The organism is Bacillus sp. EB V-12 (genome assembly GCF_056158125.1).
Genome location: NZ_JBUXJL010000012.1, coordinates 55,563 through 76,580 on the forward strand (window position 1 = coordinate 55,563; position 21,018 = coordinate 76,580).

19 protein-coding genes and 1 pseudogene are annotated in these 21,018 nt (G+C 34.0%); 7 read left to right on the plus strand and 13 right to left on the minus strand.

Annotation, left to right across the window (positions count from 1 at the left end):
• The first annotated feature begins 263 nt into the window (after window positions 1–263).
• Window positions 264–1,070 (plus strand): formate dehydrogenase accessory sulfurtransferase FdhD, encoded by an 807-nt coding sequence (gene fdhD / locus ACZDYH_RS25950; RefSeq protein ID WP_016125451.1) that lies wholly within the window; start codon window positions 264–266, stop codon window positions 1,068–1,070.
• Between the two features lie 231 nt (window positions 1,071–1,301).
• On the plus strand, window positions 1,302–1,808 hold the full coding sequence (locus tag ACZDYH_RS25955) for a GNAT family N-acetyltransferase (protein ID WP_016125450.1): 507 nt from the start codon (window positions 1,302–1,304) through the stop codon (window positions 1,806–1,808).
• A 381-nt stretch (window positions 1,809–2,189) separates the two neighbouring features.
• Here the strand turns inward: ACZDYH_RS25955 and ACZDYH_RS25960 are convergent, their stop codons facing one another.
• Complete coding sequence (locus ACZDYH_RS25960) at window positions 2,190–2,312, minus strand: hypothetical protein (RefSeq protein WP_001085006.1); 123 nt, start codon at window positions 2,310–2,312, stop codon at window positions 2,190–2,192.
• A gap of 330 nt (window positions 2,313–2,642) precedes the next feature.
• Between ACZDYH_RS25960 and ACZDYH_RS25965 the strand changes: the two genes are divergently transcribed.
• The 3 genes from ACZDYH_RS25965 to ACZDYH_RS25975 all read left to right on the plus strand — a co-directional run bounded on the left by ACZDYH_RS25965 (window position 2,643) and on the right by ACZDYH_RS25975 (window position 5,492).
• A complete protein-coding gene (locus ACZDYH_RS25965; protein WP_000238957.1) occupies window positions 2,643–3,314 on the plus strand; it encodes a response regulator transcription factor in 672 nt (223 codons plus the stop codon).
• Between the two features lie 65 nt (window positions 3,315–3,379).
• A complete protein-coding gene (locus ACZDYH_RS25970; protein WP_000041024.1) occupies window positions 3,380–4,834 on the plus strand; it encodes a HAMP domain-containing sensor histidine kinase in 1,455 nt (484 codons plus the stop codon).
• Window positions 4,835–4,979: 145 nt separating this feature from the next.
• The gene (locus ACZDYH_RS25975) at window positions 4,980–5,492 is read left to right on the plus strand and encodes a GNAT family N-acetyltransferase (protein ID WP_000351212.1); all 513 of its coding nucleotides are present in this window, start codon (window positions 4,980–4,982) and stop codon (window positions 5,490–5,492) included.
• Window positions 5,493–5,524: 32 nt separating this feature from the next.
• Here the strand turns inward: ACZDYH_RS25975 and pdxR are convergent, their stop codons facing one another.
• A complete protein-coding gene (gene pdxR, locus ACZDYH_RS25980) occupies window positions 5,525–6,925 on the minus strand; it encodes a MocR-like pyridoxine biosynthesis transcription factor PdxR (protein WP_474887493.1) in 1,401 nt (466 codons plus the stop codon).
• A 120-nt stretch (window positions 6,926–7,045) separates the two neighbouring features.
• Here pdxR and ACZDYH_RS25985 point away from each other — a divergent pair, with 120 nt between their 5' ends.
• Both ACZDYH_RS25985 and ACZDYH_RS25990 read left to right on the plus strand, forming a co-directional pair.
• Window positions 7,046–7,972, plus strand: a complete 927-nt coding sequence (locus tag ACZDYH_RS25985; protein WP_001059054.1) for a DMT family transporter — start codon at window positions 7,046–7,048, stop codon at window positions 7,970–7,972.
• Between the two features lie 187 nt (window positions 7,973–8,159).
• Window positions 8,160–8,684: a DUF4871 domain-containing protein gene (locus ACZDYH_RS25990; protein WP_000719692.1), complete on the plus strand. Its 525-nt coding sequence runs from the start codon at window positions 8,160–8,162 to the stop codon at window positions 8,682–8,684.
• 292 nt (window positions 8,685–8,976) lie between these two features.
• Here ACZDYH_RS25990 and ACZDYH_RS25995 read toward each other — a convergent pair whose 3' ends face one another.
• The 11 genes and pseudogenes from ACZDYH_RS25995 to ACZDYH_RS26045 form a co-directional block, all read right to left on the minus strand.
• Window positions 8,977–10,176 (minus strand): NAD(P)-dependent malic enzyme, encoded by a 1,200-nt coding sequence (locus tag ACZDYH_RS25995; protein WP_000880780.1) that lies wholly within the window; start codon window positions 10,174–10,176, stop codon window positions 8,977–8,979.
• Between the two features lie 59 nt (window positions 10,177–10,235).
• The gene (locus ACZDYH_RS26000) at window positions 10,236–11,582 is read right to left on the minus strand and encodes a 2-hydroxycarboxylate transporter family protein (RefSeq protein WP_000512722.1); all 1,347 of its coding nucleotides are present in this window, start codon (window positions 11,580–11,582) and stop codon (window positions 10,236–10,238) included.
• A 122-nt stretch (window positions 11,583–11,704) separates the two neighbouring features.
• A complete protein-coding gene (locus ACZDYH_RS26005) occupies window positions 11,705–12,412 on the minus strand; it encodes a response regulator (protein WP_000598666.1) in 708 nt (235 codons plus the stop codon).
• Entirely contained in the window at window positions 12,409–14,013 is a 1,605-nt protein-coding gene (locus ACZDYH_RS26010) for a sensor histidine kinase (RefSeq protein ID WP_088362181.1), read from the minus strand. The genes ACZDYH_RS26005 and ACZDYH_RS26010 overlap by 4 nt, the downstream gene beginning before the upstream one ends.
• A 78-nt stretch (window positions 14,014–14,091) precedes the next feature.
• Entirely contained in the window at window positions 14,092–15,039 is a 948-nt protein-coding gene (locus tag ACZDYH_RS26015) for a methyl-accepting chemotaxis protein (RefSeq protein WP_474887503.1), read from the minus strand.
• Window positions 15,031–16,074 (minus strand): annotated as a pseudogene (locus ACZDYH_RS26020) (HAMP domain-containing protein); the annotation flags it as partial. The gene ACZDYH_RS26015 and the pseudogene ACZDYH_RS26020, both read right to left, overlap by 9 nt.
• 281 nt (window positions 16,075–16,355) lie before the next feature.
• The gene (locus ACZDYH_RS26025; protein ID WP_088362183.1) at window positions 16,356–17,111 is read right to left on the minus strand and encodes a C39 family peptidase; all 756 of its coding nucleotides are present in this window, start codon (window positions 17,109–17,111) and stop codon (window positions 16,356–16,358) included.
• A gap of 7 nt (window positions 17,112–17,118) precedes the next feature.
• Window positions 17,119–17,940, minus strand: a complete 822-nt coding sequence (locus ACZDYH_RS26030) for a transporter (protein WP_088362184.1) — start codon at window positions 17,938–17,940, stop codon at window positions 17,119–17,121.
• A 231-nt stretch (window positions 17,941–18,171) separates the two neighbouring features.
• The gene (locus ACZDYH_RS26035; RefSeq protein WP_000715832.1) at window positions 18,172–19,422 is read right to left on the minus strand and encodes a sensor histidine kinase; all 1,251 of its coding nucleotides are present in this window, start codon (window positions 19,420–19,422) and stop codon (window positions 18,172–18,174) included.
• Window positions 19,419–20,090 (minus strand): response regulator transcription factor, encoded by a 672-nt coding sequence (locus tag ACZDYH_RS26040; RefSeq protein ID WP_088362186.1) that lies wholly within the window; start codon window positions 20,088–20,090, stop codon window positions 19,419–19,421. Before ACZDYH_RS26040 ends, ACZDYH_RS26035 begins: the two co-directional genes overlap by 4 nt.
• A 195-nt stretch (window positions 20,091–20,285) precedes the next feature.
• The gene (locus tag ACZDYH_RS26045; protein ID WP_000821975.1) at window positions 20,286–20,990 is read right to left on the minus strand and encodes a metallophosphoesterase family protein; all 705 of its coding nucleotides are present in this window, start codon (window positions 20,988–20,990) and stop codon (window positions 20,286–20,288) included.
• Between the last annotated feature and the right edge of the window lie 28 nt (window positions 20,991–21,018).

Sequence of the window (21,018 nt, forward strand, 5' to 3'; positions counted from 1 at the left end):
TTATGAATCCGTTTTCAAAACCGCATTACTGTACATATTTTTGAAACGCTCTACCCAAATACTTTCTTATGAAGTCGATTCTAGATGTTATAAGGTATAACTACGAAAGCTTGAAAATATCACTATTCTACAGTTCTATTATATCGTACATATACAATAATAACCAAAATAATCTGTGATCTTCTTGTTAATAGGTGTTTTTATTTTTCCCATTGTTTTATGATAAATGTGGGAGAGAAATACATATAAAAGGGGAATTAAATATGGGGCCTACGCAAGAGACTTATACAATTGTACGTTATCAATCTGGTACATTTTCAAAACAACTTGACGAGATTGTTACAGAATCTCCTATTACTATTAAATTGAATGGTGAAGAATATGTAACAGTCGTATGCACACCAAATTATATTGAAGATATGGTAATTGGTTTTTTAATTTCTGAGGGGATTATTTCTTCCTATAACGATGTTGAAGAAATATGGGTTCAAAAAGATAACGGAATTGTCCATGTAAAATCATCAAAAGTGAATCCGCTCTATCAAACTTTATATAATAAACGATACATCACTTCTTGCTGCGGAAAAGGTAGACAAGGTTTTATTTTCGTAAACGATGCGGCAAAAGCAAAAGACTTACATGATATACATGTAAAAATTACTCCTGAAGAATGCTTTTACTTAATGAATACGTTACAGCAATCTTCCACTACCTTTCGCCAAACCGGCGGTGTTCACAATACCGCGCTCTGTGATCGAAACAAAATCCTCCTATCAAGAATGGATATTGGCAGACATAATGCATTAGATAAAATATATGGTCATTGTTTGCGCAACGATATATCTGTTAAAGGAAAAATTATCGCATTTAGCGGACGTATTTCATCTGAAATTTTACTCAAAGTTTCAAAAATCGGATGTGAAATTGTTCTATCTAAATCTGCCCCAACAAAACTAGCATTGCAACTCGCTCACGATTTAGGCATTACAGTCGTAGGATTTATCAGAAATGAATCCTGCAATATTTACACACATCCACATCGAATTGATGGTTATCAATCGAATAACTAAAATAACTCCTCAATTGAGGAGTTATTTTAGTTATGAAAATGTAATATATTAAAGACTTGAATAGTTAATAAAGTTAATATATAATTTCATTACATATTAAAAAACAAAACATTGTAGCATATATCTTTTCATTCTTTTACAAATTAAAAGAGACTGCTAACAAAACACATACACACTCTTATAAAAGTAATGGATTTATTTTATTTGAAATCGACCAAGGAGGTTACAACTATGGAAATTCGCTTATTAACGACAGAGGACGCAGAAATATATTTAAAAGTTTGTATGGAAGGTTTAACGAAGAACCCGGAAGCTTTTAGCTCTTCCTATGAAGATGTTTTGAAACATGAGGATCCTGTAGCTGCTATGGCAAAACGATTAAGCAATCCGGATAAGTATACTCTAGGGGTCTTCAAAGATGATGATTTAATCGGCATTGCTACTTTAGAAACAAAGCCTTTTATTAAACAAGAACATAAAGCAAAAATCGGTTCCGTTTTCGTTTCCCCAAAAGCGCGTGGCCTTGGAGCAGGACGAGCTCTTATTAAAGCAATTATTGAAAATGCCGATAAATTACATGTAGAACAACTTATGCTCGATGTTGTAGTTGGTAACGATGCAGCAAAAAAATTATATGAGTCATTAGGTTTCCAAACTTACGGCGTACAAGAGCGTTCATTAAAACATAACGGTCAATATTGGGACGAGGAACATATGGTTCTGTTCTTAAATGATTAATACTTCAATATAAGGTGAAACTTTACTCAGTGGGGGAGTTTTCCAAAAACATCTTTCTTAATAAGAAAGATGTTTTTTTCATTACAACAATGTAATCTTCATGTCACCTTTATCGATCGTACCAAACCTTTCCATTCATTATACTAAAAATATAAAGTGAAACTTTACTCAGTGAGGAACTACATCCCACGCTGATCGCATGTACTTGATATGTAGAGGAGAATGTGACATGAAACAAAACAAACGAGCTATGCTTTTAATATTTACTACAGCAATTGTAACTTCTGGATTAGCAATTTTACCTTGGTTTATTATATGAACACTCCCCCTAACAATGAAAAAAGCTGATTGCTTCTTAAGAAGCAATCAGCTTTTTTTTTATTATAAAATCCCCAAAATTTTATTTACGCAACTTATAATAATAACCATAGATACGGCAACGCACATGACAACCGTATTACGATCTTGCTTTTCTTTTTTTGAAATTTCTTCTTTTGAATTCATGTGTATGATCTCCTTTTAAAAAAAGTGTGAGATAGGAAATTTTTCTTATCCGATGCGAGGTGAATACGAAAACCCTCTCTATCTCACATACACAATAGAATGGAATTGTCATTTTATAAATAAAATGACATGACGTTATGTCGCAACATAGGGTATTTTGTGTCGCTACGTTTTCTATTATAAAAAATAGTTGTGCAAAACTAGTGCATTTTTTATGTCAATTACTCTGAGCGAAAAAATCAGCCCTCCATTCAATCACATAAAAAGAGTTTTTTATTATTTTCATGTAAACTATACAAGTAGAATGAACAGTTTGGGGTGCACAAGATTATGGTAAAAATTTTATTAGTAGACGATGAAGAACGTATGTTACGATTATTAGATCTGTTCTTAAGCCCTCGCGGCTATTTTTGTATGAAAGCTACCTCTGGCCTTGAAGCACTAAAATTAATCGAACAAAAAGAATTCGATATTATTTTATTAGATGTTATGATGCCAAGTATGGATGGATGGGATACTTGCTATCAAATTCGTCAAATTTCCAACGTTCCTATCATTATGTTAACAGCTCGCAACCAAAACTACGATATGGTGAAAGGCCTCACGATGGGCGCAGATGATTATATTACAAAACCATTTGATGAGCATGTATTAGTCGCACGAATCGAGGCTATATTACGCCGTACAAAAAAAGATGGCTTTGTTAGTTTCAATGGTATTGAGTGGGATAAAACGAAACATACTGTCACAGTTTATGATGAAAAAATCTCATTAACTCCTATCGAATTTTCGTTACTCGGACTATTTTTACAAAATACAAACCGTGCTTATAGCCGAGATGATTTAATCGAAAAAATTTGGGGCTATGAAACAGATATCGAATATAGAACAATTGATTCACACATTCGTAATATCCGTGATAAACTACGCAAAAAAGGATTTCCTATTGAAGATTACCTAGAAACGGTCTATAAAGTCGGATATAAATGGAAAAGTGAATAATTACTTCGGTCAGTGGGAAATCGTATACCACTGACTCTTTATTATGAATAAGGTATGGTGAAAAAATGAGTAAACTTTCCCTTAAAATTGGGACATACTTTTTAATATTAGCTTTATGTATTGAAACAATTGCCTTCGTATCTTTTTATAAAAGCCTTTCAAAAATGCGTATTGTAGAGGAAACAGATGCTCTTTTAGAGAAAGGTAATCGCTATAGTAAAAAAATTAAAAGCCGCGAGAGACGGGATGAATATTATAAAGAAATGAAACACGCTGAACATAATAAAAATCCTAAACGTCCTGTGTACCCTGAGTTCGATATTACGAATGAGGCTGCACACTTAGTTGAATCGGAATCAATTTCTAACTCTGATATAGCTATCATTATTACTGACCATAACGGCAAAATTATTTCCACCTCAGAACCCGTAACAAAAGATATGCAAAAACAACTTACTTGTAAAACAGAAACTGTCCCAGATGGCGGATTGGTCGTTGAAAGGAACTGGAAAAAATCAAAGTTCATCACAACAGTAAGCCCACTTAACACAACAAAGTTTCAAGGAAAGCTATATATGTTATTAAAAACATCTTTCCTAGAAAATATGTTACTTAAACTCATGAACCAATTTCTTATCATTAGCGTTTTAACAATTATTTTAACAACAATTTCTGTCTTTGTTTTTTCACGCGTTATTACAGAACCACTTGTAAAAATGAAGAGAGCGACAGAAAAAATGTCAAAATTAAACAAGCCAATTCAATTAGGTATTAAACGAAATGATGAACTCGGAAGTTTAGCAAAAACAATTGAAGATTTATCGAGTGAACTTACGTATATGAAAAAAGAGCGCAATGAATTTCTCGCTAGTGTCGCTCATGAACTATTAACTCCATTGACCTATATGAAAGGTTATGCGAAGGTAGCAAAGAGAGACTCTTTAACAAAAGAGGAGCGAGAAGAATACTTACAAATTATTGAGGATGAAACGGATAGTGTAACTGATCTCGTCCAAGATTTATTTATGCTTGTACAATTAGAACAACACCAATTTGTTATAAAAAAACAAAAAGTGCTTCTTCAGCCATTTTTAGAACGAATGGTTGAAAAAACAAAAACAACATTAACGAATAAGCAAATGCAACTTCATGTATATTGCAAAGATGATTTAGAAGTTTGCATAGACGAAAGACGGATGGAACAAGTTATGTTAAATTTATTACACAACGCTTATCAACATTCGCCAGAAAACACATCCATTACGATACGTGTACTCATGGAAACAGATTCTTTTACAATAAGTGTACAAGATGAAGGTGAAGGTATTCCTGAAGAAGATATCCCGCATATTTTTGACCGTTTTTATCGTGTTGATAAATCCAGAACACGAGCTACAGGCGGAAAAGGCATCGGGCTAGCTGTTGCAAAAGAAATTGTAGAATTGCATAACGGTTCTATTCTAGTAACAAGCCAATTAGGAGCGGGAACAAACTTTATAATCGAGCTACCTTTTGAATAATATGCGTGTGAAAACACCAGTAGTAGTAAACACTACTGGTGTTATTTTGTTCATAACAACAGCTCATATAAGCTAAGCTTTTGAAATTATTCTTATTTCAATATAAAATAAAGGTACATTTGCAAAGATTTGGAGGGTGATATAATTGGATATCCATGTATTAACAAAAGACGAAGCAGAAATTTACTTAGAACTTCGCGTAGAAGGATTAAAGCAAAACCCTGAAGCATTCAGCTCTTCTTATGAAGATATTATTAATAAAGAGTGTGCGATTGAATATAAAGCACAAAAATTAGCACAAGACGAAAACTATACGCTAGGTGCATTTAAAGATGGAAAATTAATCGGGGTTGCAACACTGGAAACGAAACCATATGTAAAACAAGAACATAAAGCTAAAATCGGTTCTGTATATGTATCTCCAAAAGCACGCGGACTTGGAGCAGGAAAAGCACTTATTAAAGAATGTCTTGAGCTTGCTAAATCTTTAGAAGTAGAACAAGTTATGCTTGATGTTGTTGTTGGCAACGATGGAGCGAAAAAACTTTATGAATCATTAGGTTTTAAAACATTCGGTGTACAAGAACGTTCATTAAAATATAACGGACAATATTGGGACGAAGAGCATATGGTCTTATTCTTAGATGAAAATAAATAATAAAAAACATCCTCATGTTTGGAGGATGTTTTTTACTTTCTTGTAAACCATGCCGTGTGTAATAATTGAATCGCTTTCGCAATCTCACCCTCTGATAATATCGCAAACCCAAGTAAAACTACATTCTCAGGCGCCGTACCGTCTTTATAGTACGTAGACACAGGATATATTTTGATACTATGTTTCGCAGCTTCTTGAATTAATTCTTCTTCCCGCATTCCATTATGCACTTTTAATAAAATGTGTAATCCCGAATCTTCTCCTATCACTTCAACACGATTAGAGAAATACTTCTCTATTTCAAAAACAAGTCGATCTCTCTTCTTTCGGTAGACGACACGCATTTTATGAATATGTTTTTCCCAATAGCCTTCATTTAAAAATCTTCTAATCACTTCTTGGTCCATTCTTGAAACACTTTGTGTATAAAATAAATATTGCTGTTGATACTTTTTAATTAATTTCTTCGGCAACACCATATAGCTCATCCGTAGCGATGGTAATAATGCTTTAGATAGCGTCCCCATATAAATAACTTTCCCCTCTGTATCTAACCCTTGCAGCGCCGGTATAGGCTTTCCAGAATAGCGAAATTCACTATCGTAATCATCTTCAATAATATACCTGCTCTCTTCTTTCTTTGCCCATTGTAAAAGCTGCATCCTTCTCGTAATAGGCATAATCATTCCATATGGAAACTGATGGGAAGGTGTAACAAATACAACATTCGCATTGCTATTTTCTAAATCTGCAATACAAATTCCATCTCTATCTAAAGATAACATTTGGACTCTTGCTTCTCCCTGTTCAAAAACAACCATCTTTCTATGATACCCTGGGTTTTCAACTGCATAATTGCTTCCCTTTAACAATTGAAACAATAGTTTCACTAATATTTGTGTTCCCGCTCCTAATACAATTTGACTAGCTGAACAACGTACACCTCTAGATTCATACAAATAATTCGTAATCTCTTCTCTTAAGCTCGCTTCTCCTTGAGGGTGTCCTAGAAAGAGAAGTTCGTTATTATGCGACTGCCATATTTCATTTGCAATTTTCCGATACATATTGAATGGAAAAGCATTTGTATCAATTCCTGTTTGTGTAAAATCAAATTTATAACTCTTCTCCTGAAACGGTACTTCTTCTATTCTATCTCCGCTATCCTCTATATGAACCATTTGCTCAATCTTGCATACAAAATAGCCTTTTCTCGATATCGACTCAATATAACCTTCTGCCAGTAATTGTTCGTACGCTGCCTCTACTGTATTTTTACTTACTTGTAAATGTATCGCTAACTTTCGCTTAGCCGGTAATTTCGTAAAAGGGACAATCGATCCATCTTTAATTTCTTTTTTTATATACTCATACAATTGCACATACAATGCCTTTTTACTATTCATATTTAAATTAGGCGTTAATTCTAACATAATATCTGACCCCTTAATAAAACTAAAATCTGATACTTTTTACAGTACCAGAAGTTATATATAATTCCTTTTATCATGTCACACATAAAAAATCAAATACTGGAGAGGAGAAACATGATAATGAACAATGGTAGACGTATCGGACTCATTATGATTATTACAGGGGCTACATTATGGGGATTATCTGGTCCAATGATTCAGTGGCTATTTCAACATACTAATGTATCCTCAATTGATTTTTTAACAATTCGATTGTTGCTTGCAGGAATATTTATTTTGTCTTTCTTACTTATAAAGAAACAAAACATATTTCAAATTTGGAAACACCCTAGATATTCTATACAACTTATTATTTTCTCTATTCTCGGCATGCTCGGTGCGCAATACGCCTTTATCGAAACGGTTCATATTAGTAATGCAGTCACAGCAACGCTATTTCAATTTCTAGGTCCTGTTCTTATTACCATGTATGTTGCATTTGAACAAAGAAAATTCCCTGCTTCCATGCAACTATTCGCAATTATAGCCGCGCTAATAGGAACATACTTTATTATTACAAATGGCTCAATTGAAAATATTGTTTTATCCAAAGAAGCTATTATTTTTGGACTATTAACAGCAATCGGATTTGCATTTTATACCCTTCATCCGGCTTCTCTCATTAAAGAATGCGGGACAACTGTAGTAATTGGTTGGGGGATGTTAATCGGAGGAATTGCACTACTTATTTATAATCGTTCATTCGGGTGGAATCAATTTTCACAAACCCTTACACTAAAAACTTTTTCTATGCTTATTCTTATCATTATTAGTGGTACCCTTTCTTTCCTTCTATATATCGGTAGTCTTAAATATTTAGCAGCAACAGAAACAAGCATTTTATCTAGCATTGAACCCCTTGTAGCTGCCATCGTTTCAATCACTTGGCTAAATGAATCTTTTGGAACATATCAATTATTAGGCGGCGTATGTATCGTTCTGTCCGTTATTTTTTTGACGATGCCTCAAAAAGAAACCGAACCAACCTATACAACGGAACAAATATAAAATGAAACTTTAATTAGTGGGGACTATCTCCCACTAATTATTAACCTACACCAATCGGGCTTTTACGGGATAAAAATGTCAAAAGAGGTCGTACAAAACTTACGACCTCTTTTTATACTTTAAAGGAATTGTCCCGCCTTCTAGCAAATACAATTACACTAACAATAAAAACTAGGAGTGTGGCACCATGAAAAAAATCGGAACTATGCTACTTCTCTCCTTCCTCATCACTGGATGCACACAAACGCAACCGGATTCAAAAGAACAAAAAAAAGACGTAATAGCAACGTCATCCACTCAAGTGAACGCACCTTCCTTCTTTCACCTTAGTGTTTTAAAAGATGTAAATTGGGAAGAAACACCTTCTTTCGTAGAAGGAAAAATGCCTTTAAAAGGCATCGAAGGTAAAGTCGCAATGGCTGATAGTCCTATTATCGCAAATGAACAAAATGAAATAATGTGGCACTTTCTAGATTCTGAAATACCAACTGGAAAATTGTCTATTATTGCGCTAAAACAAGGATCTGTAACTCCGACACAAGTACTCTTTCAAAAAGAAACTTCCAAACAAACTTGGACTACTTCAAATACAATCGATTCTACTACAAACGAACTCCCTCTCACTATGTCACTACCTTCATCTGGATTATGGTTATTAAATATATATGTGAATGAAAAATATTATGATCAGTTTGTAATCACTGCTGAGTAAAGTGACAAAAATAAACCACTTTCTTACAACAATGTAATTTCTACGTCATGTACTTCGATAGTTGAATTATCTCTCTTCTCTTATACTTAAAGTAAGAAATGAAACGAGGAGAGATGAGAGATGAAAAAAATGATAGAAGTGATCGTAGCAGTAACTGAGGTTTTAGTGAATGGTAAACAAGTTGCAATGGAATTAAATAAATAGTGAAGAAACATAAATAATTCTACACTTCTTCATTATTTTGATTTCTTATCTCAAAAAAGCAGTGCCTTTTAGGCACTGCTTTTCGCTATTAATAACGTGGTATTTTCGTAATTTGTGCCACGCCTGAATCAATAGCTGCTTTCGCTACTGCTTCTGCAACACTTGGAACAACTCTTTTATCTAATGGATTCGGGATTACATAATTCGCATTACGTTCTTCATCAGTAATGATGTTAGCGATCCCATATGCTGCCGCTAATTTCATCTCTTCTGTAATATCAGTTGCGCGCACATCTAACGCACCGCGGAATATTCCGGGAAACGCCAATACATTATTTACTTGATTCGCATAATCCGAGCGTCCAGTTCCTACTACAGCTGCCCCAGCCTCTAATGCATCCTCAGGGAAGATTTCTGGAATTGGATTCGCCATTGCAAACACAATTGCTTTCTCATTCATCGTCTGTACAAGTTCTTTCGTTAATACGTTAGGAGCAGATACGCCAATAAAAATATCAGCTTGGTGAATTGCTTCTTTTAACGTTCCACGCACATGTTCACGATTTGTCTTTTTTGAAACTTCAATTTGTGCTTCGTTCATCCATGTTTCACCTTCACAAACAATACCTTCTAGGCTAACTAACGTAATGTGCTTTGCACCAGCCTTTAATAATAATTTTCCAATTGCAATTCCTGCCGAACCCGCACCGTTAATAACGATTTTCACATTATCCATTTGTTTGCTAACAACTTTTAATGCATTAATAACAGCTGCTAAAACGACAATAGCTGTTCCATGTTGATCATCATGGAATACAGGAATATTCGTTTCTTCTTTTAATCGTTTTTCAATTTCAAAACAACGCGGTGCTGCAATATCTTCTAAATTAATCCCTGCAAATGTAGGCTCTAAATTTTTTACAAGGGTAACGATTTCATCTACATCCGTTGTGCCTAAACATAATGGGAAAGCATCTACATTCGCAAATTTCTTAAACAAAATACTTTTTCCTTCCATAACAGGCATAGCCGCTTTCGGTCCAATGTTTCCTAAACCGAGTACCGCTGTTCCATCTGAAACAACTGCCACCATATTGCCACGTGCTGTATAGTCATACACTGTTTCTTCATCTGCCGCAATTGCTTTACACGACTCCGCTACACCTGGTGTATACGTCAGGCTTAAATCATCCGCTGAATTTACCTCCACTTTACTTGTAATTTCAATTTTCCCTACTAATTCTTTATGCAATAACAATGATCTTTCATTAATTTGATTTGCTAACATACTTATAATCTCCCCTTAATTTGACAAGCTAGCTATATGAATATAGCTAGCTTGTTTGATCATGAAAACATTTTTAATAATATTGTCGCCGTTACAACCATTGCCGCCCCGCCTAAACGAGTTGAAATTTGCGCGAACGGCATTAATTCCATACGATTTGAAGCCGATAAAATAGCAACATCTCCAGTTCCGCCTAAACCGCTATGACATCCAGTTACAATCGCCGATTCAACTGGATACATCTTCATCACTTTCCCTACAAGAAAACCTGATGCTACCATTGTAAGAACAACCGATGCGCACACAACAACATATCCTACTGAAAGAACTGCTGCTACGTCTTTTAACGGAATATATAGCAATCCTAATCCAACCATTAAAGGCCAAGTTAAATTCTTCGAAATAAATTTATATAAATGGAATGCTCCTTGCTCCATTTTTGCTGGCATTAATTTAAAGTATTTCACAAGTGCTGCTGAAAAAATCATAATGATTGCCCCAGGAATACCGATGAACTTAGAAGCAAATCCTCCAAAGATGAAGAACGTACACGCAATTAATAAACCTGCTCCCATTAATGAGAAGTCAATTGGCTTCTCTGTATTTTGTTCTTTTAATAATTCTGCTTGATTGTCTGTTTTCACTAATACACCGTTACCACTAAGCTCCGGTTTCTTCTCACCTAAACGCTTCATATACCCTGCACTTACAATTGCGAACATATTTCCAATAATAGCTGCTGGAATAAGCTGTGATACAAACGTCGCTGATGATTCATTTAAAATATCACTATAAGCTAGCGACAATGGTAAAATCCCTTCCCCGATACCACCACTCACAATTGGTACGATGATAAAGAAGAATGTGTGCTTCATTTCAAATCCAAATAATGAACCGACCAATAACCCTACTGCTACAGAAGCTAACGTCCCTACTACTAAAGGAATAAACATGCGAACGAAACCTTGTACTAACACTTTACGGTTCATTCCTAAAATACTTCCGACTACTAAGCAAGAAATATATAAATATAAAAAGTTCGATTTTTTCATTAACATAGTCGCAGCTTCCATTGAAGCTGGATTCATCCAGTTAAAAAATACAAGTAATGATGGAATAAATAACGAAAGTATTGCTGGACCGCCGATATTTTTTAAAATTGGAATTCTCATCCCAATATCGCCTAAGAAAATCCCCATGATCATAATAACTGCAAATCCACCAATCATATCTGCTGGCAATTTATTATATACAGATGCCCCATAAATAATAGCAGCCAATACTACATATAACGGTAAAGGTATAACACCGATTTTTACATTCATAATTTTAGAAGCGAAAGATTCTCTTTGTACTTCATTTCCTTCAGAAAATGATACCGCTTCCACATTCTTTTGAATTCCCATATGGCACCCCCTCGTTTTCTTAATAACAATATTAAAACGCTTTCAATAGTAAAAATAGTTTTTGTAAGTTTTGTAATTGATTTTGTAATTAAAAAAAGTATAAGCGACTTATATTAAGTCGCTTATACGTAAAACTCTATTTTCTTTTGATCAACACATCTTAATTTACTTACAGGTCTGCCCACATGTTGGTACATCATTTCGTTTTCTAACACTCCAATGTCAGTCAAAAACATTACATATTTTCGAATAGAAACTCTTGAAATTCCAACTAATTGTGCCATTTCATCTGTTGTAAACACTCTTCCATTCAACGACTCGATCTTCTGCCAAATTAATTGCAACGTTTGCTTCGTTAACCCTTTCGGAAGCTCTTTCGTGACAGTAGGCTCCCTTTTTTCTTTTTGTAAAATTAACGAATCTAATTCCGATTGACTAATTTTTTGTTGTTCTTTCATGAAAGTAAGTTTTTCTCGATATATAGTTAATGCCTCTTTAAATCGTTCAAATGTAAATGGTTTAATTAAATAATCTACTACACCATATTGTAATGCTTTTTTAATACTTCCCATATCATGTACAGCTGAAATCATTATAATATCAATTTCTTTTTCTTGGTTCCGGATATACATTAAAAGCTCAAAACCAGTCTCTTCAGGCATAAAAATATCAAGTAATACTAAATCTACTCGTGATTTCTCTAATATTTCGATCGCCGACTTTACTGAGTTAACTGCTTGAACAAGTTCAAATCCTCCTACTTGCTCTAAATAATGCGTATTTAGCATTGCTACCATCGGGTCATCTTCTACAATTAACACTTTAATCATATTTGCCTCTCATCCCTACCTTTAGGTATTTCAATTGTTATCGTTGTTCCCTTACCTACTAATGAATGCATATGAATTTCCCCATTTATTCGCTGTATACTTTCTTTTACAAGATACAAACCATAACCGCGGTTATCTCCCTTTGTGGAATAACCTTTCGTAAATAATTGCTCTATTTCTTTTTCTTGTATACCTTTTCCCGTATCTTGTACTGTAATAGTTAGTATATCCCCATGTTGTATCTTAACTTCAACTCGCTTCTTTTCACAATTCGTAACTGCCTCTAATGCATTATCAATTAAATTTCCGACAATCGTAATAAGTTCATGAGTAATACTTTCATCATCTATTTCCGGCATATAAGAATCTTCACTTATAATTAATTTTATATTTTTCTCTCTAGCATAGCTGAGCTTACCTAGTAAAAAACCAGCAAATACTGGACTTTTTATTCTTTTCATAACTCCACCAATTTCATATTGATGCTCTGATACCATGCCGCTTATATACTTCTGTAATTCTTCATACTGTTTCATATGTGTAAGCCCTAATACGACATGCATCTTATTCATAAACTCATGAGATTGTGCCCGTAATGCTTCTGCATATAGTCTAATACCAGTTAGTTCCTCTGCTAGTTTTCTAATCTCTGTTTTATCACGAAATGTTGCAATTGCACCAACAATTTCTCCTTTTACATATAAAGGAACTCGATTCGTCACAATCGTAATTCCGTAAATATTTTGTTCTTCGTTTAATTGTACTTCTCCCGTTTGCAATACTTCTTTTATACGTGAATTTGGCATATACAGCTCAACATCTTTACCGATAAAATCTTCTTCAAGTCCGCTTTTTTTAAATAGACGTTTCGCTTCATTATTAATTAACGTTACTCTAGCCTCTTTATCTACAGCAATAATACCTTCCTTTACAGATTGTAGCATCGTATTTCTTTCTTCAAGAATTTTTGCTATCCTGTGCGGCTCAAGACCGAATAAACTTTTCTTTATATGTCTAGCTAGCAATATTGCTCCTATAATTCCGACTAATACACCAACTCCGACACCAATATAAATGATATGTCTACTTTCCTTAACTCTCTCTTTTACATTATCTGCTGAAATACCAACAGCCACTGCTCCAAGTTGTTCACCTGTTTCAGAAAATATTGGTACAAACACTCGCATGGAAATACCTAAAGTTCCTTCTGCTAACGATACATGTTCTTTTCCTTTCAATACAGGCCCTTCATCCCCGCCAATAAAATGATGACCTATTTTTTGAGGATCTGGATGAGATTTTCTTATTCCACCCATGTCCATAACTACAATAAATTGAACACCTGTGTTTTGTAATATTCTATTTGTATACGTTTGGATTGCAGAGGTATCTGCTTTCCCAACCAAACCATCGATTACAATCGAATCATTCGCCACAATGTGTGCAATTGTTTTTGCCTTCTCTGATTGGCTATCCTCCGTCGTCCGTTCCACATTATGACTAATTAATATATCTGTCACAAGTAAAGAAAAAATTACAACTGTACAAACTAACAATGTAATCGTTTTCCACAAATTCCATAGTCTTTTTCTTTTTTTCATCCCGTTAATGACTCCCCTAATTGCTGAATAGAAAAATAAGTAAGGTGATATTATTTTCACCTTACTTATCTGCTATTATTATACTTTAAAATTACTAGTCATCGCTTGTAGTTCTTCGGCCATCTCAGCTAAGTTTTGCGAAGCTGAACTAATTTCTTCCATGGAATTAACCTGTTCTTCTGTTGAAGCTGCAACACTTTGCATACTAGCTGTATTTTCTTCTGCAGCAGCTGCAATTTCATCAATAGCATTTGTCACTTCATTTGCATCTCCAGCAATTCTCTTCGTTGTTTCTACCATTTGATTAACTTGAGAAACAATATGTGTAGTAGAACTTAAAATTTCCGTAAAACTTACTTTCGTTTTTGTTACAACATCAAGGCCTTGTTGAACTTCTCCATTCACATTATCCATTGCCTTAACAGTATGTTCAATATCCGCCTTAATTTCTGCAATTAAATTTGCAATCTCTCCAGATGACTCTCCTGATTGCTCTGCTAATTTTCTAACCTCATCTGCTACAATAGCAAATCCTCGTCCCTGTTCACCTGCTCTTGCTGCTTCAATAGCCGCATTTAAAGCTAATAAGTTTGTTTGAGTTGCGATGTTTTGAATTGCTTCAGAAATAGCTCCTACTTGCTTTGATTTCTCATCAAGAAGTTTAATAATAGCATCTGACTCGGATACCGACCTAGAAATAGACTGCATTTGTTTTGCAGTTTGTTCAACTAAATCTTCTCCCTCTTCAGCTCTTTCTCGCGCATGTAATGAAGAAATAGAAATTGACTCTGCGCTTCCAGTTACATCTTGAATTGCTGTATTTACTTGTTGCAATGTAGCCGCACCTTCTTCAACACCTTGACTTTGTGATTCAGCCCCACCTGATACTTGTTCCATTGCAATTGTAATTTGATCTGTCGCATCATTTGCTTGCTGTACGCTCGCTGTTAACTCTTCTGCCGATGCTGCAACATGTTCTGCTGAAAAGCTAATTTGGGTAATAACATCTTGTAAAGACGTAGACATTTCATTAAATGAATTCCCTAATTTCCCTATGTCATCCTTGGAATGGATTGTAATTTTCTCTGTTAAATCTCCCTTACTAATTTTATATGCCGATTCAGCTATTTTTCGTAATGGCCTTGTAATAGACTTTGTAATGAAATAAATTAATATACTACCAAATGCAATAGCGATAGCAATGACAATCAAAGTCTTATAAAACACTGGACTGGCAGCTTGGGTAATTTCTTCATCGAACATAACGCCAACTACTTTCCAGCCCGTTTTCTCATTTGTTGCAAAGATTAAATTCTTTTTATCATCTTGTTCTGTATAAGACACATTTCCTTGTTTATCTTCATAAATTGGTTTAATCCAAGGATCAGTAACTTTTGCACCTGGTTTTCTAGATGGATGACTAACAATTTGCTTATTTTGATCTAAAATAACTGCATAACCTTTTTCACCAATGTTAATCATTTTGGAAATTTTTAAGATGTTATCTAAGTTTAAATTAATTCCTATAACACCTTTACCATCTTTTACTTCTTTTGCAATTGTCACTACCATATTTTTTGTAGATGCTGATTGATATGGTGCAGTAACAATTACTTTCCCTTTATTTTCATGTGCTTCTTTATACCAAGATCTATCTGTTGGATTATACCCATCAGCCATTTGGATAAATGGTTCTCTTATAAACTTTCCCGTCTCTGTTCCAATATAAATACCTTCTACTTCTGGATGAAGTTTTATATATTGCGCTAACTTCGTTCTTACTATTTCTTCTTGTCCGTTTGGATATGTATCCTCTGTTAAGATGTCTGCAAAGTATGTCGCATCAACAAATTTCTCTTCTATATTTTGAGAAATAACAGTATTTAAAATCGAAATGTTTTCCTTTGCTTTACCTGTGATTTGTTTTTCAAAATTTGTTTTGGCAGTTTGATATGAAACACCACCGATAATAAGTCCTGGTATAGTTAAAATTAGAAAAAATGAAATGATTAATTTTTTCTTGATACTCATACATTTAACCCAGTTAAATATTTTTTGCATAATAAGCCTCCTTTATGTAATGTGGATACTTGTGTCATTTTATACAATTAACATATATAAAACAATATATAATGATAACATGTAATTTTTTCGTCAATTATGCATTTTTGCATATTCACTCCTTATACGTATTTTAATCATAAAAATAAGAGAACTTTAGCATTATATATGCTAAAGTTCTCTTATTTCTTAACAGCTTATACTCTATAAAACTTCTCTTATAATCCTCAAATCTTTATCCTTCGCCTTATAGTCATATTACTAAAACTCTTCGTCCTAATTTATTTGACGCTCTTTACATAACTAATTGCCTGACTTCCCATTTGCGCCCATGCCTGTTCAAAGGTTTCTCTCGGTACTTTTACATCTAAGCTACCCTCAAGTGGATCTCGAATATATACAGATTCCTGATCATACCCGATAAGTACAATACAATGTTCATTATACGTAATAGAAACATCTCCACTATTTGTTTCCCATGTAGTAAATTCATCTGCATCTAATGGTGCAAATGTTGCATTTGTGATCATGACTACAGGTTGCCCTACTTTTATACTCTTATAAATTTCTTCTATATTCTTCCCTGTTAAGTCTACAGCTTTATTAGGTAAATATTTTTCCGCTAACTGAAAAAGTGGCCCATGATATACACCATATCCCGATTCAGAAAATGTATAAATATTACCTACAAATCCTTCATTTGGATTCCCGCGCACACCATCGTCTATAAAATCAACTTTTTTTATTTCATTTGCTAATGTCATCTTATCCACTGAAACACCAGCGTATTGTAGCATCATCGCTAAACTCGTCACTTCACAGCCTCTATCCAATTCTGGTAACTGCTGAATTAAGGGAACATTTGATAAGATGACTTTTTCATCGTTATTACTAAACTCCGTTTCTTTTCCTCTTTGTATATTTGAGAATGTTAACTTCTCTACATACTTTGGAATTCCATTTGTATATACACTCCATATTGCTGCACCTAGTAAAGCTGTACATATATACCACTTCAATTTTCTTATCGCTTTCACACCCTTATTAATTCGTTAAATAAGAATAAAATGCGTCAGCATCCGTTCGTACCATCGGTACAAAATTTAGTTCTTTTCCTTTTTCAGGCTGATCTTTTTTTATCTTTTCCGCTAACTCTTGAATATTCATATTCATTTTATCCATATTAAGCTCATCTGCCATTTGTAGCACCTTTTGTTCATTAATTTCTCTTAATATTTGATATATATCTTTACCATACAAATCAATATGATGTTTTTTTGCTTCTTCTTGTACTTTTTGTTCGTACACTTCTTGTGCTAACTCTTCAATTTCTTTTCCTTTTTGAGGAATGTCTAGCTTTTCTGCTTCTTCTCTTACTTTCTTTCCGTAGATTTCTTCCGCGATGTCTTCGATTTCTTTTCCATCTGTCGAAATACCTAATTTATCTGCTTCATCTTTAATTTTAATCGCATTAATTTGAGTAATTAAATCTACAATTGATGTATTCTCTATAGATATACCTAGCTTTAACGCTTCTTGCTTTACTTTTGTTTCATAGATTTCTTCTGACAGCGTCCCAACATCTTTTCCTTCAATCGATATGCCTAACTGCTCTGCTTCCCTTCCTACTTCTGTTTCATGAATTTCTTTTTCTAGTGTAATTTGTTCTTTTCCTTCCGTTTCAATACCTAGTTTCTCTGCTTTTTCTTCTGTATGCACTGCATGTATCTTACCATTGTTCAATTGTTCTTTACTGCGCTGCGTGTAATCTGTCTTTCCTTTTTGTGTTTCAGAAGGAGAGGCACCCCCTAATATACTTAAACTCATTACTCCAATAGTGAATACCGTCATCATTTTCTTTTTCAAAATTAATTCCTCCCTCTTATACTTTCTTTCCCATCATTCCCCTAGTTTTTTTAATACTATACATACATCTCATCGCTGCTTGAGATAACATTATGATTGATAACCCCCACTCACATACACCTAGTCTCTTCTTCATGTAACGAACTTTCTTTATGCCATACATAATATAAATAGTTTCTTAACTTTACCTTAAAAAAAGACGACCCTGTAAAAACAAGGTCGTCTTCTTACTTATATTTTTTGGTTTTTAGGGAAAATCACTTCAAAACAAGTGCCATCTCCCCATTTGCTCTCTACTGATATTTTTCCGTAATGCTTTTCTACAATCCAATTTGCGATTGAAAGACCTAATCCAGCTCCTTCTGACGTACTTCTTGCTTTATCCCCTTGATAAAAACGATCAAATAATTTCGGAATATCTTCTTCTTTCACTCCTATCCCGTCATCTTTCACCTGTATGCGAATTGAACTACTCGTTTGCGTGCAATCAATTTGAATATGCCCACCTTCGTTTGTATACTTCATCGCATTATCTAACAATATGACCATCATTTGATGAATCCGCTCTCTATCAGCCATAAAAGATACACCACGTTCTACTTTTAGCATCATTTCTTTTTCTTGATAAGAAGCAATCTCTTTATATGGAGCTACTATTTCTTCTAACAATTTATCAAGTTCAAATGTTTTCTTATCCATCTCAATTTGATTAGAATCAGAACGTGCTAGCAATAATAAATTACTAACGAGTTTCGATAACCGCCTACATTCTTTTGAAATTGTAGAAATATCCATCGCTTTTTCTTCTATCGTAGCGGATGGTGACTGGAATAAAACATCCGTTTTTGATTGAATAACTGCAAGTGGTGTCCTGAGTTCATGTGATGCATCAGAAACGAATTGTTGCTGTTTCTCCCATGAACTTTGAATAGGTACAAGTGCTCTACCAGCTAGGAAAAAGCCAATACCTATCGCACAGAGGCTTCCTATGCTACAACCTATAACGAGAATTAAAAATAAAGTATTTAACATTCCTTCTTCCGCTGTTATATCTCGCACGATTTGAACTATTTCTCCATCTTTTTGAAGCGAAAATGCTCTAAAATATCGTCCTTGTATTTCAATATCTTGTAACTCCTCTAATTTTTCGGGAGAAAAACTTTCCAAATTCTCTTCAAAAATAGAACGGAATTTACGGTTATCGCCCTCTATTTTCACTATTTTTCCATTCCAAGTTATTCTAGTTACTCGCGGATCTCCAATTTGGATATTCTCCATGCGTTTTCTTGGTGGTATTTTAACATCTAATTTTTCTCTATACTGAGCCATCATTTTTATAGATTGATCCACTTCATTATAAATACGCTTATATGTGTATGAATAAATAATACTACCTAATATACCTATTAATAGAATAAATACTAATGAGTTCACTATAGTCAAACGAATGCGTGTTTTTTGAAACATACTTCCTTTTTTCATTGTTCTTTTAATATATATCCAATACCTCGAACGGTTTGAATATCTTTCTGATAACCGAATGGTTCTAATTTTTTACGCAAATGATGCACATATACTTCTACAATCGCTACTGTAGTATCTGAATCAAATCCCCAAACACGATCAAAAATTTGTTCACGCATTAAAATCTTCCCGCTATTTTGAATGAGATACTCTAGTAGCTCATATTGTTTCAATGTCAACTTAATACTTTGTCCATCTACTTGAACGTCTTTATCTTTTCCGAACAATTCAATCCCTTTATAACGAATTGTTTGCTGCGTTGTTAAACTACCACTTCTGCGTAGTAAAGCACGAATTCTCGCTTTTAATTCAGGGGCCTGAAATGGCTTAACAATATAGTCATCTCCACCAAAGTCCAATCCCTTCACCCGATCTTCTAAAGAATCTCTCGCTGTCAAAAACAGGACTGGTGTTTCAATCTTTTCATCTCGTATTTTTTGAATCACTTTAAATCCGTCCATCCCTGGCATCATCACATCCAGCAAAATTGCATCATATATATTTTGAAGAGCTAAAAACAATCCATCTTCTCCATTTATTGCCGTATCTACTTCAAATTCATCACGTAAAATTTGTACGATAGACTCTAATAACGAAGCATTATCTTCTACTACAAGTAAACGCATGCTCTCACCTTCCATCAAATAGTTCAATTCTATTTATTATTACATTTCTTCTCTTTATAACAAAAGAATGTAGTTACATTACGTAATTTCATTTTTAACTATTTCCTTCTAAAATTTTGAAGTTTTATTATAAAAACTTTGTCTTAAATTTAGCTTAATAAAAAATTGAAAGAAATAAGATTCCTCTTATCTCTTTCAATTTTTTATTACATATACCTTTTTACTCGGCAACTCTAAACAATTTAGCTGACCGCCATACACAGCCCCGCCATCAATCCCAATAATACGATTACTACCAAAATACACTCCGCAATCCTCACTACCATGAAGCGTTTTTGTTTCCGTATGCCCAAATACAACAACCTTTTCACCGCTATATCCATTATGAAATTCATTACGGATCCACATTAATGTATATGGTTCAGATTCAGAAACTCGTTTCATCGGTTCAACCCCAGCATGTACAAATATATACTCTTCTGTTTCAATGTAATGATCTAATTCTTGAATAAACTTTATATGTTCCTCTAATACACGAGAGTGTAAAATCGGTTTTTGAAAGTCTTTCTCATTAACCGCAATATCTTCTTCTACAAATCCATAGCTATATAATGTCTTATCTCCACCATTTCTTTTTACCCAATGGTTCCATGAACGTTCCTCATTTGTCGTTAACGCCTTAATCATCATATCTTCATGATTTCCTTTTAAAATGAGTGCTCCCTCTTTTTTCAATTCTCTTACCTTTTCAATTACAGCACGCGCATTTGGACCACGATCTACATAATCTCCCAGTAAGATTAATTGATCCTGTTTCGCATCATATTGAGCTTCTTCCAATAACTGTTCGAACTTTTCTATCTCTCCATGAATATCACTAATAACAAGAATTCTTTTCATATTATCCCCCCTCTTTCTAATTATAGTT

Excerpts from the sequence above, each read along its gene's own strand:
- fdhD (WP_016125451.1), top strand. The coding sequence starts at position 264 with ATGGGGCCTACGCAAGAGACTTATACAATTGTACGTTATCAATCTGGT.
- ACZDYH_RS25955 (WP_016125450.1), top strand. The coding sequence starts at position 1,302 with ATGGAAATTCGCTTATTAACGACAGAGGACGCAGAAATATATTTAAAA.
- ACZDYH_RS25960 (WP_001085006.1), bottom strand. The coding sequence starts at position 2,312 with ATGAATTCAAAAGAAGAAATTTCAAAAAAAGAAAAGCAAGATCGTAAT.
- ACZDYH_RS25965 (WP_000238957.1), top strand. The coding sequence starts at position 2,643 with ATGGTAAAAATTTTATTAGTAGACGATGAAGAACGTATGTTACGATTA.
- ACZDYH_RS25970 (WP_000041024.1), top strand. The coding sequence starts at position 3,380 with ATGAGTAAACTTTCCCTTAAAATTGGGACATACTTTTTAATATTAGCT.
- pdxR (WP_474887493.1), bottom strand. The coding sequence starts at position 6,925 with ATGTTAGAATTAACGCCTAATTTAAATATGAATAGTAAAAAGGCATTG.
- ACZDYH_RS25985 (WP_001059054.1), top strand. The coding sequence starts at position 7,046 with ATGAACAATGGTAGACGTATCGGACTCATTATGATTATTACAGGGGCT.
- ACZDYH_RS25990 (WP_000719692.1), top strand. The coding sequence starts at position 8,160 with ATGAAAAAAATCGGAACTATGCTACTTCTCTCCTTCCTCATCACTGGA.
- ACZDYH_RS25995 (WP_000880780.1), bottom strand. The coding sequence starts at position 10,176 with ATGTTAGCAAATCAAATTAATGAAAGATCATTGTTATTGCATAAAGAA.
- ACZDYH_RS26000 (WP_000512722.1), bottom strand. The coding sequence starts at position 11,582 with ATGGGAATTCAAAAGAATGTGGAAGCGGTATCATTTTCTGAAGGAAAT.
- ACZDYH_RS26005 (WP_000598666.1), bottom strand. The coding sequence starts at position 12,412 with ATGATTAAAGTGTTAATTGTAGAAGATGACCCGATGGTAGCAATGCTA.
- ACZDYH_RS26010 (WP_088362181.1), bottom strand. The coding sequence starts at position 14,013 with ATGAAAAAAAGAAAAAGACTATGGAATTTGTGGAAAACGATTACATTG.
- ACZDYH_RS26015 (WP_474887503.1), bottom strand. The coding sequence starts at position 15,039 with ATGTCTACGTCTTTACAAGATGTTATTACCCAAATTAGCTTTTCAGCA.
- ACZDYH_RS26035 (WP_000715832.1), bottom strand. The coding sequence starts at position 19,422 with ATGAAAAAAGGAAGTATGTTTCAAAAAACACGCATTCGTTTGACTATA.
- ACZDYH_RS26040 (WP_088362186.1), bottom strand. The coding sequence starts at position 20,090 with ATGCGTTTACTTGTAGTAGAAGATAATGCTTCGTTATTAGAGTCTATC.
- ACZDYH_RS26045 (WP_000821975.1), bottom strand. The coding sequence starts at position 20,990 with ATGAAAAGAATTCTTGTTATTAGTGATATTCATGGAGAGATAGAAAAG.